At 66.5% G+C, this 16,083-nt stretch carries 14 protein-coding genes; 10 read left to right on the plus strand and 4 right to left on the minus strand.

Annotated elements, in window-relative coordinates; translation table 11 throughout:
- Positions 1–19: 19 nt before the first annotated feature.
- Positions 20–1,738: an alkaline phosphatase family protein gene (locus B5X78_RS14285; RefSeq protein ID WP_079725176.1), complete on the minus strand. Its 1,719-nt coding sequence runs from the start codon at positions 1,736–1,738 to the stop codon at positions 20–22.
- Between the two features lie 141 nt (positions 1,739–1,879).
- On the opposite strand from B5X78_RS14285, the gene B5X78_RS14290 reads away from it, so the two are divergent.
- The 4 genes from B5X78_RS14290 (at position 1,880) to B5X78_RS14305 (ending at position 6,581) form a co-directional block, all read left to right on the plus strand.
- A complete protein-coding gene (locus tag B5X78_RS14290) occupies positions 1,880–3,205 on the plus strand; it encodes a dicarboxylate/amino acid:cation symporter (RefSeq protein WP_079726206.1) in 1,326 nt (441 codons plus the stop codon).
- Complete coding sequence (locus B5X78_RS14295; protein ID WP_079725177.1) at positions 3,192–3,614, plus strand: GNAT family N-acetyltransferase; 423 nt, start codon at positions 3,192–3,194, stop codon at positions 3,612–3,614. The genes B5X78_RS14290 and B5X78_RS14295 overlap by 14 nt, the downstream gene beginning before the upstream one ends.
- 167 nt (positions 3,615–3,781) lie before the next feature.
- Positions 3,782–5,155, plus strand: a complete 1,374-nt coding sequence (locus B5X78_RS14300; protein ID WP_079725178.1) for a M16 family metallopeptidase — start codon at positions 3,782–3,784, stop codon at positions 5,153–5,155.
- Between the two features lie 10 nt (positions 5,156–5,165).
- A complete protein-coding gene (locus B5X78_RS14305) occupies positions 5,166–6,581 on the plus strand; it encodes a M16 family metallopeptidase (protein ID WP_079725179.1) in 1,416 nt (471 codons plus the stop codon).
- A gap of 194 nt (positions 6,582–6,775) precedes the next feature.
- Here B5X78_RS14305 and B5X78_RS14310 read toward each other — a convergent pair whose 3' ends face one another.
- On the minus strand, positions 6,776–7,582 hold the full coding sequence (locus B5X78_RS14310) for a hypothetical protein (protein ID WP_079725180.1): 807 nt from the start codon (positions 7,580–7,582) through the stop codon (positions 6,776–6,778).
- A gap of 190 nt (positions 7,583–7,772) precedes the next feature.
- Here B5X78_RS14310 and B5X78_RS14315 point away from each other — a divergent pair, with 190 nt between their 5' ends.
- The gene (locus tag B5X78_RS14315; protein WP_079725181.1) at positions 7,773–8,270 is read left to right on the plus strand and encodes an acyl-CoA thioesterase; all 498 of its coding nucleotides are present in this window, start codon (positions 7,773–7,775) and stop codon (positions 8,268–8,270) included.
- Between the two features lie 73 nt (positions 8,271–8,343).
- Here the strand turns inward: B5X78_RS14315 and B5X78_RS14320 are convergent, their stop codons facing one another.
- Both B5X78_RS14320 and B5X78_RS14325 read right to left on the minus strand, forming a co-directional pair.
- Positions 8,344–9,132 carry a C40 family peptidase gene (locus tag B5X78_RS14320; protein ID WP_079726207.1) on the minus strand — a complete coding sequence of 263 codons (789 nt, stop codon included), beginning with the start codon at positions 9,130–9,132 and terminating at the stop codon, positions 8,344–8,346.
- Between the two features lie 82 nt (positions 9,133–9,214).
- Positions 9,215–9,733, minus strand: coding sequence for a C40 family peptidase (locus tag B5X78_RS14325; protein ID WP_229730780.1), 519 nt, complete (start codon positions 9,731–9,733; stop codon positions 9,215–9,217).
- Positions 9,734–9,901: 168 nt separating this feature from the next.
- Between B5X78_RS14325 and B5X78_RS14330 the strand changes: the two genes are divergently transcribed.
- The 5 genes from B5X78_RS14330 (at position 9,902) to B5X78_RS14350 (ending at position 16,051) form a co-directional block, all read left to right on the plus strand.
- Positions 9,902–10,381, plus strand: a complete 480-nt coding sequence (locus B5X78_RS14330) for an FKBP-type peptidyl-prolyl cis-trans isomerase (protein ID WP_079725183.1) — start codon at positions 9,902–9,904, stop codon at positions 10,379–10,381.
- Positions 10,382–10,554: 173 nt separating this feature from the next.
- A complete protein-coding gene (locus B5X78_RS14335) occupies positions 10,555–11,823 on the plus strand; it encodes a DUF418 domain-containing protein (RefSeq protein ID WP_079726208.1) in 1,269 nt (422 codons plus the stop codon).
- A gap of 25 nt (positions 11,824–11,848) precedes the next feature.
- Positions 11,849–13,126 (plus strand): NAD(P)/FAD-dependent oxidoreductase, encoded by a 1,278-nt coding sequence (locus B5X78_RS14340; RefSeq protein ID WP_079725184.1) that lies wholly within the window; start codon positions 11,849–11,851, stop codon positions 13,124–13,126.
- Positions 13,123–14,487 (plus strand): glutathione-disulfide reductase, encoded by a 1,365-nt coding sequence (gene gorA / locus B5X78_RS14345; protein WP_079725185.1) that lies wholly within the window; start codon positions 13,123–13,125, stop codon positions 14,485–14,487. The genes B5X78_RS14340 and gorA overlap by 4 nt, the downstream gene beginning before the upstream one ends.
- Positions 14,488–14,581: 94 nt before the next feature.
- Positions 14,582–16,051, plus strand: coding sequence for a DUF418 domain-containing protein (locus tag B5X78_RS14350; protein ID WP_079725186.1), 1,470 nt, complete (start codon positions 14,582–14,584; stop codon positions 16,049–16,051).
- The last annotated feature ends 32 nt before the right edge of the window (positions 16,052–16,083 follow it).

The following is a 16,083-nucleotide window of genomic DNA, read 5'->3' on the forward strand; positions in this document are numbered from 1 at the left end:
GGCAAGGACAACAGGCGCTTCAGCGGGCGCGCTCAAAATCCGCTGGCTTGGGCAGTTCCACCGGCACACCATCGGCATTGCAGGTCTGCGCGGCGCACAGGCGCTCGCGCAACCGGGGCGTGGCCTGCACGATGAAGTGGTAGATGGTGTTCTGCTCGACCGTGCCGCGCACGGCATCGCTGCCCGGGCCGATGGCCCAGATGCCGACGTCTTCGCCGCCGTGCGATTCGGATTTCAGCGGCACCATGGCTTCCTGCAGGTAGTCGGGATCTTCGGTATCCACCGCGTTCAAGTCCGGGCGACCGTCATGCGCTTCGACACTGCTGGGCGCATGCAGGAATTTCTTCGGCCCTGCCGGCTGGCGATTGCTGGCGCCGGGATAGCCGGGGCCGTTGGCGTAGCTGAGCGTGGTGAAGGGCAGACCCAGTTGATCGCGGGCGAGATCGCCGGGCATGTCGTCCTCGCTGCCCTGACCGCGCACTTTGCCGAGGATGGGATTGCCGCGCACCGGATAGCCGACGAAGTTCAGCGAATGCGAATGGTCGGCGGTGACCAGGATCAGCGTGTCTTCGCGCGAGGTCGCGTCCACCGCTGCCTGCACCGCCTGCGACAGGGCGATGGTTTCATCCAGCGCACGGAAGGCATTGCCGTAGTGGTTGGCGTGATCAATGCGCGCGCCTTCGATCATCAACACATAGCCTTCGGGCTTGCGCGAGAGGGTGTGGATGGCGGCGCGGGTCATCTCGGCCAGCGAGGGTTCGCCGGACGGGTCACGACGGCGATCATGCTCGAACTGCATGTGATCGGGTTCGAACAGGCCGAGCACCTGTGGTGCCTCGGCGGCGGCGAGCAACTGCGTGCGATTCCACACGTAGGCGCCCTGCGGATGGGCCTGCCGCCATTCGGCGGTGAGATCGCGCTCATCCAGGCGCTGGCCGACCTTGTCGTCGTATTCGGGATCGCGTTGCTGGGCGCTGGTGAATTCGCGGCGACCGCCGCCCAGGGCAACGGTGGGGCCGCGACCGAAGCGCGAAGAGGTCAGCAGCTGCGCCGCGATGTCCTGGCAGCCTTCGGCCACGGCATTGGCAGGCAGATCGGCGTTGTTCTCCCAGTCGCGGTTCGGCACGTGGGCATAGGTCGCTGCCGGGGTGGCGTGGGTCAGCCGCGCGGTGGTCACCACACCGGTGGCCATGCCGGCGCTGTCGGCCAGTTCCAGCCAGGTCAGCGCGGCCTTGCCCAGGCTGTCGGCGCAGTCATTGCGCTGGCCGGCCGTGACGCCAATGGCGCCCATGTGAGTCTTGATGCCGGTGGTGATGGCGGTCATGGTGCCGGCCGAGTCCGGCGTCTGCGAATCGGTGTTGTAGGTCTTGCTCAACGCGGTCTGCGGAAAGCGTTCCCAGCTCAACTGGTTCTCTTCGCCCGATTGTCCCTTGCGCTGCCCGTCCAGGATGCGCGCGGCAGCGACCGTGGTCAGGCTCATGCCATCGCCCAGGAACAGGATCACGTTCTTCGCGCGGCCCTGCATGGCGCCATTGGCGGCGGCGCGGGCAGCACCATTGCGATACCACCAGGCCGGGGACTCGCCGTCCGGATGCTGCACCACCGGCACATCGATGGCGGCAACACGGGCCTTGCCGGCGGCGGAGGACGCCACGGCGCTGGTGGACGGGACGGAAGCACAGGCGGTGAGCAGGCTCAGGCTCAGGCCCAGGGCGGGCACGACAAAAGCAGGGCGCATCAGCAACTCCAGAAATGACTCGCCATTATGGCAACCGACAGTGTCCTGTTCATGACACGCCGGCTTTCCAGCGCTGCCGTCGTGCTCATCACCCGACTGGGCTATCGTGTCGGCCTGCATTTCTACAGGGTGGCGTGGTTGATGAAGCTGGTGTCGGCATGGTTCAAGATTCCGTTCTGGCAACGGGTGCTGGGCGGTTTCGCGCTCGGCGCATTGGCCGGTTGGCTGCTGGGTCCGGCCGCTGATACCTGGTTCGCACCGCTGGGCACGCTCTACGTCACCCTGATCAAGATGATCGCGGTGCCGCTGGTGTTCTTCGCGGTGATCAATGCGGTATCGAGTCTGCACGGGCAGAAGTCGGTGGCTGCGCTGGGCGGACGCACGTTCATGTGGTTCGTCATCACCGCCGCACTGGCCGTGGCGGTGGGCCTGGCCGTAGGCGTTGTGATGCAGCCCGGCGTGGGCGTGACCACGCTGCAGGTGGATGCCAATTATGTGCCGAAAGATATTCCGAGCCCCATCAAGGTGCTGCTGGACGTGGTGCCGTCCAATCCGTTCCAGGCGCTGACCGGCATCGGCACCACCAAAAATGCTGCCGGTGAAACCGTGCTGGCCGCGGGCAAGGGTTCGATCCTGCCGGTGATCTTCTTCGCGGCACTGCTGGGCTTTGCGATGGTCAAGCTGGGCGAGAAGGTAGCCGGCGCGCGCAAGCTGGCCGGCGAGGCCAGCGAGATCATGATCCAGGTGACCCGCTTCGTGCTGGAGATCACCCCGATCGGCACCTTCGGTTTGATTGCCTCGCTGGTGGGCGCGTACGGCTTCAGCAAGTTGCTGCCGCTGGCCAACTTCGTCGGCGCGCTCTACGTGGCGTGCGCGCTGCATATCGTGGTGGTGTACAGCCTGTTGCTGGCCAGCCACGGCTTGAATCCGCTCAAGTTCTTCCGTGGCGCGGCGGCGGCGATGCAGGTCGCCTTCGTCAGCTCGTCCAGCTTCGCCTCGATGCCGGCCTCGCTGCGCGCGATCACCCACAACCTGGGCGTGGACAAAAGCTATGCCTCGTTCGCGGTGCCGCTGGGCGCCAGCATCAAGATGGATGGCTGCGGCGCGATCTATCCGGCCCTGTGTGCGGTGTTCATTTCGCAGTACACCGGGCACCCGCTCAGCGCCGATCAGTATCTGATCGTGCTCATTGCTTCAGTGTTGGGCAGCTTCGGCACCGCCGGCGTGCCGGGCACGGCGGTGGTGATGGCCACGGTGGTGCTGAGCGCCGCCGGCCTGCCGCTGGAAACCATCGGCTATCTGTACGCCATCGATCGCGTGCTGGACATGATGCGCACGATGACCAACGTGACCGGGCAGATGGTGGTGCCGGTGCTGGTGGCCAAGGAAACCGGCCTGCTCGATCGCCGCGTCTACGAATCCCCGCCCAGCAACCTGGGACTTGAGGAAGGCAATGACCCTGCCTGAGGGCTACACCCTGCAGGCACGCGTGCCGGACATCGACGACGTGCTGCGCCTGCGGGTTGAGTCTGGTCTGTCGCCACGCACCCGCGCCGCCGCCGAAGCCGGGCTGCCCAATTCCTTGTTCGGCGTGACGCTCATGCATGACGGCCAGGCCATCGGCATGGGTCGGATCATCGGCGACGGCGGCTGCTCCTTCGTCATCGTCGATATCGCGGTGCAGCCGGCGCACCAGAAGCGCGGCCTGGGCCGGGCGATCATGGACGCGCTGGATGCCTGGCTCAAAGCCCACGCCCCGGATGGCGCGCACATCTCGCTGATTGCCGATGGCGACGCCCGCCATCTGTATGCCCGCTACGGTTTCAAAGACGTGGGCCCGGCGTCCATCGGCATGCAGTACACGCTGCGCAGGTAAGCCGCCAAAGGCGAGCGGCCGAGAGGCGGTGTGAGCCGGCGCCCGCCGGCTCATGACCAAATGCCATGACTTCCGACCACGCGCCGGACCGGCGCATGACTTCCGGACCAAGCGCGCCCCGGGTCGCTGGGTCTAGGCTGGGTGGACTTACCCTTGGGGTTCACCCTATGCGCCTACGCACTGCCTTCTGGCTGCTGGCCGGCCTGACGCTGGCGGCACCGACGCTCGCCGCCACCACCGATCATTGGACCGTACCGGTTGCCGTCAAGAAACTCGACAACGGCCTGACCGTGGTCATCTCCGAAGATCACAGCGCGCCGGTCATCGGCGTGAGCGTGGTCTATCACGTCGGCATGCGGCTGGAGCCGCGCAACCGCACCGGCTTTGCGCATTTGTTCGAGCACCTGATGTTCCAGGGCACGCCGAATGCGAAGAAGGGCGTGTTCGACAGCGTGATCACCGGTGGCGGCGGCAACAACAACGGCTCGACCCGTCCGGACTTCACCAACTACATCGAGACCGCGCCGGTGTCATCGCTCGACGCGATCCTGTGGCTGGAAGCCGATCGCATGAAGACGCTGGACTTCAACCCGGAAAACCTGAAGAACCAGCAGGACGTGGTGAAGGAAGAAATCCGCGTCAACGTCAAGAACCAGCCCTACGGCGGCTTCTTCTGGCTCGACATCGGCCAGCAGGCGTTCCACAAGTGGGAAAACAACCACGATGGCTACGGCAGTTTCGAGGATCTGGAAAACGCCAGCCTGAAGGACGTGGCCGATTTCCATCGCGACTATTACGGCCCCAACAATGCGGTGCTCTCGATCGCCGGTGACATCACCCCGGCGCAGGGCTTTGAACTGGCGCAGAAATACTTCGGCGCCATTCCCGCGCGCGCCACGCCGGCCGCGCCGGATTTCAAGGAAGGCTTGAACACGCAGGAAAAGCGCGTGCAGCAGAGCGACGCGCTGGCGCAGGTGCCGGCGATTGCCGCCGCCTGGAAGATGCCGGATCGCGGCAGCAAGGATCAGGCGCCGATGGCGGTGCTGGGTGCGCTGCTGGGCAATGGCGATGCCTCGCGCTTCTACCAGGGCCTGGTCAAGGGCCGCGAACTGGTGCTCAACATGGAATCGCTGTACGGCCTGACCAGTGAGTGGGAATACGACGGTCCCACCTTGTTCACCGTGTTCGCCATGTACAAGCCGAGCACCGACGCCGATGCCGTGCTCAAGGGCATGGATGAGGAAATCGCCCGTGTCGCCCGCGAAGGCGCCGACGAGGCGACGCTGTCGCGGGTCAAGACCCAACTGCTGGCCAGCTGGTACAACAATCTCGAAGCCTTCCAGGATCGCGCCGATGCACTCGCCAAGCTGCAGACCCTGTGGGGCGATGCGGCCGTGGCCAACCAGATCCCCGGCTGGATCCAGGGCGTCACCTCGGACGACCTGAAGCGCGTCGCCGCGACCTACCTGACGCCGGCCAACCGCACTGTCATCGATCGCAAGCCCGCCGCGATGATCGCGCCGGCCGCGGCCAAGAAATAAGGAGATTGCCATGACGATCCACAAGAGCCTGATCGCCTTCGCGGTTTCCGCACTGCTGGCTGCCACCGCGCAGGCTGCCGAACCGGTGCTGCCGAAGGATCTGCCGGCGTATGCCCCGGACAAGCCGCTGCCGGTGCCGCAGATCGAAAAGAAGACCCTGGCCAACGGCCTGGAAGTGTGGGTGGTGCCGCGTTCGGGCATTCCGCGCGTGGACTACGTGTTGGCGGTTCGCAATGCCGGCCTGGCGGCGGATCGCGCGGACGCGTCCGGTTACGCCAACCTGCTGGCCGGCCTGCTGACCGAAGGCACGGCCAAACGCGACTCGCGCGCGGTGGCCGAAACCGCGCAGGGCTTTGGCGGCAGCATCAGCGCCGGCGCCAGCCCCGACGGCATCAGCGTGTACGCCGACGCCCTGGCCAGCCATGCCGATGGCATGCTCGGTCTGCTCGCCGAAGTGGCGCGTTCGCCGGCCTTCCCGGAAAACGAGGTCAAGCTGGCCCAGGCCAACGCCGAGCAACAGCTCAAGGCCAACGAGGCGCAGCCTTCGTTCCGCGCCAATCGCGCGGTGCTGTCGGCGATCTATGGCGATCACCCGTATGCGCGCACGCAATTGAGCGCGGGCGGCATTGCCGCGCTTGCCCCGGCCAGCCTGCGCAGTGAACACGCACGCCGCTTTCATCCGGATCGCACGCTGCTGGTGATCACCGGCAAGGTCACGCCGGCGCAGGGTTTCGCGATGGCGGAAAAGGCGTTTGGTGACTGGAAGGTCGCCAGCGCCGAATCCACCGACACGCCGGCCGCGCCACGCCAGGCCACGCCCAAGTTCGTGCTGCTGCAGCGCGACGGCAGCGTGCAGTCGACGCTGCGCATCGGCCGGCCGGCCATCGCCGCTACCGATGCGGATTACGTGCCGCTGCAATTGGCGCGCATCCTGCTGGGCGGCGGCTTCAGCAGCCGCGTCAACCTCAACCTGCGCGAAGACAAGGGCTATACCTACGGCGCCGGCGTGCGCTACGTGGGCGCGCGCGCCGGTGGCGAAGCGATTGGCCAGGCCGACGTGCGCAACGAAGTCACCGGCGCCTCGCTGAAGGAGTTCTTCCACGAATACACCCGCCTGGGCAACGAGCCGGTGCCGGCCAAGGAACTGGAAGACACCAAGCGCTACATCGCCGGCGACTACGTGATCAGCAACCAGCTGCAGGGCGCGGTGGCGGCCAGCCTGGCCAAGAACTGGCTGGTGGGCCTGCCGTCGGAATTCCTGGGCCAGTTCGTGCCGCGTCTGCGTGCGCTGGATGCGGCCAAGGTGCAGGCGGTGGCCAAGCAGTATTTCCACCCGAAGGATCAGTCGATCGTGGTGGTGGGTGACAGCAAGGCGATTGCCGAGCAGCTCAAGACCTACGGCGAGTTCCAGGTGCAGAGCAAGTAAGCAGCAACGATTCCCCGTCGTCATTGGAAGCCGGCGACCCCCGCCGGCTTTTTTTTGGGCTCCGCCCAAAAAAACCCAAAGTTTGCTTACGCAAACCTTGGGCCCCGCTACGTGCTGCCAAACCCCTCGCGCCCGGAGGCGCTCGCCCCCTGACTCAGGGGGCAGTCAAAAGCGGAGCTCTCGTTTGCTTCTAATCAGCTCTCGTCGAAGAGCAGGGTGACCATCACGCGAACACCCCAGTCGGGGCCGAGGGCGCGTGATGCGGCGTGGTAGCGCACGCCGGCCTGCAGGTTCACGCGCTTGTCGTGCAACGGAATCATCTGCCCGACCAGTACGTTGACGGGCACCAGCCAATGTTGGCGTCTCCAGTCGTAAGTGGATTCGATGTTGGCGGACAGCGAGCGACCACCTGCGAAGCCTCGCGATACGAACGGTTGCACGAAGCTCATGCTGATCGGCGGGCGATGGCTGTCGCCGCTGATCGACCAGACATGGTTGGCCAGGGCGCCGACGATCCAGCCATTGCCGGTTTTCTTCAGCGCCACGGCGGTGGGTCCGGCGCCCCATTGGCCAAAGCCCAGGCGATCATCGGAAGCGGTGGGCAGGCGCAACACCGGGCCAACGCCCCAGGTCCAACCCGCGCGAGTCGGTGCAGCCGGTGACAGGAAGAAACTCTGGGTGGCGTCACCGACGCCCCGAATGGTGCTACCGCTGGCCGTGCGGTGATGGATCACCGGCACGACACTGCGCGAGATCAGGTTCCAGTCGCCGCCCAGGCCGATGGGAAAGACCGGCTGCACATTGAGCGTGTCGCGGCTGCCGCGGCCGTCCCGGCCGATGCCCACATCATGGTTGTATTGCAGCGGCAGGCTGACCAGCGTGGCGATGGGATTGGCCGGCAGCCGGCTCAGGTCGATGGGTTCGCCCGCATCGGCGAAATGCGGGCGACCGAGCGATGCGGCGACGAGCAGGGCGAAAGCGGTTCGGGGCAGGTCGGGCATGCTGCGTCAGGCCTGGAATGCAGCGCCGGACTATTGCACTTGGATAGGAAGATCCAGCCGCAACGACGGGCAGACTGTGTTGGCTCACACTCCACCGGCACGGCGCGCGTTGTGGGGCCGGCGTCGCTCATCACCACGGTCGGGCCTGCCTTGCGGTAGATTGCCTGCGCCCATCCCCTCGGAGATCGCCATGAGCGGCGTGCAGCGCGAATTGACCTTCCGGTTCCTCGCCGAACCCACCGACGTCAACTACGGCGGCAAGGTGCACGGCGGCATCGTGATGAAGTGGATTGACCAGGTGGGCTACGCGGCGGCGGTGGGCTGGAGTGGCCACTACAGCGTGACTGTGGCGGTGGGCGGCATCCGCTTCGTCGCGCCCATCCGCACCAGCGATCTGGTGACGGTGCAATCCAAGCTGGTCTACACCGGCACCAGCAGCATGCATTTCGCGGTGGATGTGCGTGCGCGCGATCCCATGGGCGGTGAGTCGCGCTTGTGCACCCATTGCGTGATTGTGTTCGTGGCGCTGGATGGGGTGGAAGGCAAACCGACCGCCGTGCCCGCGTGGAAGCCGGAAACGGTCGAGGATTGCCAGCTGTCCGAGTACGCGGTGAAGGTGATGGAGTTGAGCAAAGGCATCGAACAGACCGTGGCGCACTACCAGGATCCCGAGTTCCTGAAGAAGTAGCCGGAGCCCGCTCGCCAACAAAAAAGCCGCCGGTGTTGCCGGCGGCTTTTGATTTGTTCCGTCGCGGTCCTGCTTACATCGCGATGCGGCGCGCCTGCATGAAACGGGGCGCCCAGTAGCCGCTGGTCAGGCTGTCCACACGCACGTCGTTGCCGGTGCTGGGCGAATGCAGGAAGCGGCCTTCGCCAACGTAGATGCCGACATGGTTGATGCGGCCCTTGCGGCCGAAGAACACCAGGTCGCCTTGCTTGAGGTCTTCGCGCTTGGCAATCAGTTGACCATCGGCCTGCGAGGCCATGTCGCGCGAGACGCGCGGCAGTTCGATGCCCAGAGCGGTGCGGAACACGTAGCCGACCAGGCCGCTGCAATCAAAACCGCTATCCGGGGAGGTGCCGCCCCAGCGATACGGGGTACCCATCAGGGTCAGCGCTCGCTTGAGCACCGCCTGGATCTTGCCGCCTTCGCCTTCCATCACCACCGTGCCCTCGCGGGCCTGGCTGTAGCTGGACAACAGGCGGCTCAGATCGCCGGCCACCATGGTGGAGCGGTCGAGCAGGGGCAGGGTATCGGTGGCGGCCAGACGCGGCAGCAGGGCGGCGAGGGTGGCGGTGGCGGCTTCGGCCGCCTTTTCGCGGATGCCGGCGGTGGCCGGTTTCGCCGCGTCCCTGGCGTTGTTACTGCTGTCGGCCGCCACCGCGAGCGGGGCGACCACATCCGGGGAAGCGGCCGGCAATTCGGCGGTCTGCGCCCACACTGGACTGGCCAGGCCGGCCAGACACAACACGGAAAGGAAGGAAAGCGCACCCCGCTTGGAGCGGTGTATGGCGGCTGGCTGGCCTGTTGGCAGGTCGTCGGTCGTCACGTGGGCGCGGAAATCTTGCGAAGAGGGCGTCAATACTGCCTTCACTCGCCCATCATTTTGTTCGGAAATCGTTAATTTCCCGTTAGTTCCGTCGAACGGGGGTCACAATGTGACTTAGTGAACCATTCAGTACACGTTTCGCACCACTGTAATGGTCGCGCCAATAGCTGCCGTCCAGGTGATCCAGGCGGACGGTGCCGCCGGTGCTGGGGGCGTGCACAAACCGGCCTTCGCCCACGTAAATCCCGACGTGGCTGACGTTGCCGCTGCTGCCGAAGAACACCAGATCGCCCGCCGCCAGGCGCTCGGGGGCGATGCGCGGACCCTGCACCGCCGCCAGCTCGCGTGAGGTGCGCGGCAGCCGCAGATCCAGCACGTCACGGAATACGTAGGTGACCAGGCCGCTGCAGTCGAAGCCGGACTCGGGCGTGTTGCCGCCATACCGGTAGGGCGTGCCGACCAGGCCCAGCGCCCGCATCAGGACCGAGTTGGCCGCGACCGGATCGGCCGGTTGCACCTGCGGCCAGGCGCGCTGGCTGGGTGGGGGCGGGCGACGGGTGACGTCCTTGCCGCCGCCGCAGGCCGCCAGCAGGCCGGCCATGGCCAGGACGAGCACGCCAACACGCAGCACACGCGCCCCCGCGGGTGGCGGTGGCCGGTCCAAGCCGGGATAATGCGCGGTCTTCATTGCGGCGCATCTTCGCTGCAATCCCTTTGGCCGACAAGCCATTCACGCCTGCCCGTCGGCAGCCCCTTTGCAGAGTCCCGCATGAAAATCGCAAAAGACAGCGTCGTCTGTTTCCACTACACCGTATCCGAAGCCGGCCAGGAGCCGCTGGAAAGCTCCAAGGACCGTGAGCCGCTGGCCATCCTGATCGGCCACGGCAACATCATCCCGGGCCTGGAAAACGCGATGCAGGATCGCGAAGCCGGCGAGAACTTCAGCGTGGACGTGACCGCTGCCGACGCCTACGGCGAACGCCGCGACGGCCTGAGCCAGCGCGTGCCCAAGAAGCACTTCGGCACCCAGAAGCTGGTGCCGGGCCAGCAGGTGGTGTTGAACACCAACTTCGGCCCGCGCGCGGTCACCATCCAGAAGGTGGGCATGAGCGTGGTCGACGTCGACCTCAACCATCCAATGGCCGGCAAGGATCTGCACTTCGACGTGGAAATCGTGGAAGTGCGTGAAGCCTCGGCCGAAGAGCTGGAGCACGGCCACGTGCACGGCGATGGTGGCCATCACCACTGAGCCGCGCCTCCCGCGCCGCGTCAGTCGAAGCGAAACCCGCCCTACGGCGGGTTTTTCTTTGCCCGGCGGCGCCTGGTCTGCCGCCGCCGTCGCCATGGCCGGCGTGTTTTAATCGGCGTGCTCTAATCGACTTGGTCTAATCGGCGCGGGACAACGCCAGGGAGAGGGACATGATGGCCGAGACACTCGACAGCACCCGACTGCAACCGGTGGCCGCACGCGAACGCATCGAGAGCATGGATGTGCTGCGCGGATTCGCCCTGCTCGGCATCCTGCTGATGAACATCGAAGCCTTCGTCGGGCCGATGATTCCGGCGCTGACCGGCCTGAATCCGCAACTGACCGGCGCAGACCGGATCGCCGACGCGCTGATTTACATCTTCGTGCAGGGCAAGTTTTACACCTTGTTCTCGCTGCTGTTCGGCATGGGCTTTGCGGTGATGTCGCAACGCGCCGAAGCGCGCCAGCAGCCATTTGCCGGCATCTATCTGCGGCGCACGCTGGGCCTGCTGGTGATCGGCCTGATCCACACCCTGCTGATCTGGTCCGGCGATATCCTGCTGACCTACGCCTTGCTGGCCTTCGTGCTGTTGGCCTTCCGCGGCGTTTCCAGCAAGTGGCTGCCGTGGCTGGCGATTGGCGCCTACCTGCTGCCGATGGGCTTCGTGACCTTGTTTGGCGTGCTGGGCGAACTGGCCAGCCTCAGCCCGCAGGGCGCGCAGGAATGGAACGCGCAGATGGCCACGATGGCCAGCCAGATGGCGGCGATGGAGCAGGGCCAGCGCGCGGCGTACGGCAGTGGCACCTACCTGCAGGCGGTGGCGCAACGCGCGCAGGACACCGGCTTCATGCTCAGCAACATCATGATGATGGGGCCGCTGATTTTTGCGATGTATCTGTTCGGCGCGTGGTTCGTGCGCAGCGGCGCCATCGCCCATCCCGAGCGCTTTCCGCGGCTTTACGCCTGCCTGCGCTGGCTGGCCCTGCCGATCGGACTGGCCAGCATGTTGGCGTCGTTCGTTATCCATCCCACGATGGAATTCGATCGGATGGACATGGGCACGGTGTTCGCCTTCTGCGCCAGCCTGCTGGGCAGCCTGTTGATGGCGATGGGCTACCTGGCCTGGATCGTGCGCGCGCTGCAATCGCCCACCTGGGCCAGACCGCTGCACTGGCTGGCGCCGGCCGGACGCATGGCGCTCACCAACTACCTGCTGCAATCGATCGTCTGCACGCTGATCTTCTACGGCTACGGCCTGGGCTACTTCGAACAGTTGTCGCGCGCCTGGCAGGTGCCGTTCGTGCTGGCGGTGTTCGCCGTGCAGGTGCTGCTGAGCCGCTGGTGGCTGGCGCGATTCCGCTTCGGCCCGGCCGAATGGTTGTGGCGAACGGTGACCTACCTGCGCCCGCAACCCATGCGCGCGCTGGCGGCAAGCCACTGAGCCACATGCAGCGTTGCAGGGATGCATGCGTGCCTGCGGCTACACTGCGCAGGTGAGCCAGACCTCCGACGACATCATCATCCTGGGCGCCGGCGCGATCGGCCTGGCCACCGCGCTGGCCCTGCTCGACGCCGGCCGAGGCGTACGCCTCATCGATGCCGGCGCGATCGGCCACGGCGCTTCGCACGGCAACTGCGGCACCATCACGCCCAGCCACGCGCCACCGCTGGCCGCACCCGGTGTGGTGGCTCAGGCCTTGCGCTGGATGCTGCGACCCGACGCGCCGCTGTACTTGAAGCCGCGCGTGGACCCGGCGTTGTGGCATTGGCTGTGGCGATTCTCGCGACGCTGCAATCCGCGCGACTGGCGCGTCAGCGCGCAGGCGCGCGCCGCCTTGCTGGAGGATTCGCGCCAGCGCCTGGTCGAATGGATCGCGCGCTATCAGCTGGACTGCGAGTTCCACGAGGAAGGACTGGATTATGTGTTCCGCGATCCACGCCTGCTGGATCGCTACGTACGCGAATGCGCGACGTTGGCCGAGTTCGGCTTCGCCAGCGAGATCATCGGCGGCAGCGACTATGAGCGCCAGGAGCCGGCCATGCGCGAAGGCGTCGCCGGCGCCATCCGCTTTCCCGATGACGCGCGCCTGCGTCCGGATCGCTACGTCGCCGAACTGGCGCGCGTGGTGGCGGCACGCGGCGGCCGTTTCGAAACCGATTGCCGCGCCACCGGCGTGCAGGCCGATGCGCAAGGCGTAAGTGTCCAGACCGAACGCGGCGCCTGGCGCGCTCGCGAGGTGGTGATTGCCTTGGGCGCCTGGACACCGGCGTTCGCCCGCACCCTGGGTCTGCGCGCGCCCATCCAGCCGGGCAAGGGTTACTCGATCACCTACTCGCGACCGTCGCTGATGCCGCGTCGCCCGCTGGTGCTGAAAGACGTCTCCGTCTGCGTCACCGGCTGGGACAGCGGCTTCCGCCTGGGCAGCACGATGGAGTTTTCCGGTTACGACGAGCAGTTGAACGAAATCCGCCTGGCGGCCCTCGAGCGCGGCGCCCGCCAGTTCCTGCGCGAACCGGTGGGTGCGGTGGTGGAGGAGCGCTGGTGCGGCTGGCGACCGATGACTTACGACGACATGCCGCTGTTGGGCCCGGCGCCCGGCCAGCCGCACGTCTGGTTGGCCGCCGGCCACGGCATGCTCGGTATTAGCATGAGCGCGGCGACGGGCCAGCTGATGTCCGATCACATCACCGGCCGGACGCCGGCGATCGATCCCACGCCTTACCGACCGGAGCGATTCGCATGAATGCGCGCACTGATTTTGACCTGATCGTGATTGGCGGCGGTTCCGGCGGCCTGGCCGGCGCGTTCCGCGCGGCCGCGCACGGCGCGCGCGTGGCCGTGCTGGAACCCGGCGAACTGGGCGGCACCTGCGTCAATGTCGGTTGCGTGCCGAAGAAGGCGATGTGGCTGGCGGCGGAGTTGTCGCAACGCATCGCCATGGCCGGCCAACTGGGCTTTGACGTGCCGGAAACACCGCCGGCGTTCGAGTGGAAGGAGTTCATCGTCCACCGCCAGCGCTACATCGCGGGGATCCACGCCAGTTATCGCAAGCGCCTGGACGAGAGCGGGATTGTCTGGATGCCATGCCGCGGCCAGTTCGTTGACGCGCACACCGTGGAGAATTCCGACGGCGCCCGTCTGCGTGGCGAGCAGGTGCTGATCGCCACCGGCGGGCGCCCGCGGCGACCGGCGCTGCCGGGCGCCGAGCTGGGGCTGGTGTCGGATGATTTCTTCAACCTGTGCAGCGCGCCGAAGAAGGTGGCGATGGTCGGCGCCGGCTACGTCGCCGTGGAACTGGCCGGCGTGCTGCAGGCCCTGGGCAGCCAGGTGGAACTGTTCGTGCGCGGCCAGCGTCTGCTGGCGGACTTTGATCACGAGCTCGCCGATGACCTGCTGGAGAACACGCGCCAGCACGGCATCCATGCACACTTCGGCTACCACCTGGCCGAAGTACAGCCCGCGGGTGATGGACATGTCGCCCTGATCAGCCAGGCCGGCGAGCGTAGCGAACCGTTCGAGAGCCTGATCTTCGCCACTGGCCGCGTGCCCAGCACCGCCAGCCTGGGCGTGGAGATCGCCGGGGTGAAGCTGGACGACGCTGGCTTCGTCCAGGTCGATGCGTGGCAAACCACCTCCGTGCCGCATATCCATGCCGTCGGCGATGTAACCGATGCGCCCGCGTTGACGCCGGTGGCCATCGCCGCGGCGCGGCGCCTGATGGATCGCCTGTACGGTGGCAAGCCGGATTCGAAACTCGACTTCCGCGACATCGCCACCGTGGTCTTCTCGCATCCGCCGCTGGGCCGGGTCGGCCTGAGCGAGCAGGAAGCGCGCGCGCAGTTCGGCGATGCGGTCAAGGTCTTCCGCACCCGTTTCCGGCCGATGCTGCACGCCCTGGCCGACTCGCCCCAGCGCAGTCTGTTCAAGCTGGTCTGCGTGGGTGAGGACGAGCGCGTGGTGGGCCTGCACCTGCTGGGCGAGGGCGCCGACGAGATCCTGCAGGGCTTCGCGGTGGCGATCCGCAAGGGCATCACCCGCCGCGATCTCGAGGACACCGTGGCCATCCATCCCACCTCCGCCGAAGAAGTGGTGCTGCTGCGCTAGCTACCGCCGGTCCGTGACCCCAGTGGGAATGACCTCCGGCACCTGAGTTGCGAAGCGGCCGGCGCTAAGGTGGCGCCAGCATCGGAGAGCCGCCATGGAACAGGATTCCGCCACACCCGTCGTTCCCGCACCCGCCAGCTCCCCCCATGCGTCACTGACGCCGATTGGCGGCGGTGAACGCATCACCGCGCTGGACAAGATCCGTGGCTTTGCCCTGCTGGGCATCGCGGCGATGAACGTGGAATGGTTCACCCGCCCGATCAGCGAACTGGGGCGCGGCGTCGATCCCTCGCTGCACGGCGTGGACTGGCTGGTCAGCTGGCTGGTGTATGTGCTGGTGCAGGGCAAGTTCTGGACGCTGTTCTCGCTGCTGTTCGGCATCGGCTTCGCGGTGATGCTGGGCCGCGCCGAAGACCGCGGCAGCGCTTTCGTCACCCCTTACGTGCGGCGGATCATCGGCCTGTTCCTGTTCGGCGCGATGCATTACATCTTCATCTGGACCGGCGACATCCTGCACGAATACGCGTTTGCCGCCCTGGGGCTGCTGCTGATCGTCAGCCGCAGCTGGAAGAGCTGGTTGCTGATTTTGGTGTCGGTGGTGGCTGCGGGCGTGGCGCTCAAGCTCAAGGCCATGCCGATGCTGATCGCCTTGTGCGTGCTGGTTGGCCTGATGATGTTCTTCCTCCATCGCGGTTCGCTGGCGCGGTACCGAAAATGGGGCGTGACGGTCTACTGCCTGCCGTTTGTCATTGGCTTGATCGTCGCCGCCGGCCTGACCGCCTTCCCGCAGTTCAAGCCCGGCGAGAAACCCGAGCAGGCCGCGCAGCGGCAGGAACGCGTGCAGGAAAGAGCGAAGGAACGCGCCGAGGAAATCCGCATCTACACCACCGCCACATACACCGAGTCGGTGCGCCACCGCGCCGCGCAGTTCACCGAGCATCTGCCGCAGGCAGCGGGGTTGAGCTTCATGGCGCTGCCGATGTTCCCGATCGGATTCTGGTTCGTGCGCTCCGGCATCGTCGCGCGCTTGCGTGAACATGCGGGCCTGTTCCGTCGCCTGGCGGCGTGGGCCCTGCCGATTGGCCTGGGCATGACCGTACTCAGCGCGTGGCTGCTGCCCACGTTTCCCAACGACGGCGGCGGCGGGCCGGACCCGTTCCGGATGACGGTTGGCTCGCTGTTCCAGTTGGGCGCCTTGCTGCTGTGCCTGGGCTACTTCGCCGGCCTGGTGCTGGTCACCACCAGCCGCTGGGGCGCACGCTGGCTTGCGCCGCTGGCCTATGCCGGGCGGATGGCGTTGAGCAATTACATCCTGGCGTCGGTGATCGGCACCTGGTTCTTTTCCGGTTACGGGCTGGGTTTCTACGGTCAGGTGTCGCGGCCGGGGCAGATGCTGTTCGTGCTGGCCGTGTTCGTGCTGCAGATCGGTTTCAGCTACTTGTGGCTGCAGAAGTTCCGCTACGGGCCGCTGGAATGGCTGTGGCGCGCGATCACCTACTGGACCCTGCCGCCGATGCGGCGACAGGCGGAGCAGGCGCCCAGCCAGGTGATGGCCGCGCGTTGACCTCACCGGGCGCGGCAGGCGGGCTTACAATA

Source organism: Pseudoxanthomonas indica, assembly GCF_900167565.1.
GTDB lineage: Bacteria > Pseudomonadota > Gammaproteobacteria > Xanthomonadales > Xanthomonadaceae > Pseudoxanthomonas_A > Pseudoxanthomonas_A indica.

Coding starts and splice junctions, on each gene's coding strand:
- B5X78_RS14285 (WP_079725176.1), bottom strand. CDS start 1,738: ATGCGCCCTGCTTTTGTCGTGCCCGCCCTGGGCCTGAGCCTGAGCCTG.
- gorA (WP_079725185.1), top strand. CDS start 13,123: ATGAATGCGCGCACTGATTTTGACCTGATCGTGATTGGCGGCGGTTCC.
- B5X78_RS14330 (WP_079725183.1), top strand. CDS start 9,902: ATGAAAATCGCAAAAGACAGCGTCGTCTGTTTCCACTACACCGTATCC.
- B5X78_RS14350 (WP_079725186.1), top strand. CDS start 14,582: ATGGAACAGGATTCCGCCACACCCGTCGTTCCCGCACCCGCCAGCTCC.
- B5X78_RS14335 (WP_079726208.1), top strand. CDS start 10,555: ATGGCCGAGACACTCGACAGCACCCGACTGCAACCGGTGGCCGCACGC.
- B5X78_RS14325 (WP_229730780.1), bottom strand. CDS start 9,733: ATGGCCGGCCTGCTGGCGGCCTGCGGCGGCGGCAAGGACGTCACCCGT.
- B5X78_RS14310 (WP_079725180.1), bottom strand. CDS start 7,582: ATGCCCGACCTGCCCCGAACCGCTTTCGCCCTGCTCGTCGCCGCATCG.
- B5X78_RS14295 (WP_079725177.1), top strand. CDS start 3,192: ATGACCCTGCCTGAGGGCTACACCCTGCAGGCACGCGTGCCGGACATC.
- B5X78_RS14340 (WP_079725184.1), top strand. CDS start 11,849: ATGCGTGCCTGCGGCTACACTGCGCAGGTGAGCCAGACCTCCGACGAC.
- B5X78_RS14305 (WP_079725179.1), top strand. CDS start 5,166: ATGACGATCCACAAGAGCCTGATCGCCTTCGCGGTTTCCGCACTGCTG.
- B5X78_RS14290 (WP_079726206.1), top strand. CDS start 1,880: ATGAAGCTGGTGTCGGCATGGTTCAAGATTCCGTTCTGGCAACGGGTG.
- B5X78_RS14300 (WP_079725178.1), top strand. CDS start 3,782: ATGCGCCTACGCACTGCCTTCTGGCTGCTGGCCGGCCTGACGCTGGCG.
- B5X78_RS14315 (WP_079725181.1), top strand. CDS start 7,773: ATGAGCGGCGTGCAGCGCGAATTGACCTTCCGGTTCCTCGCCGAACCC.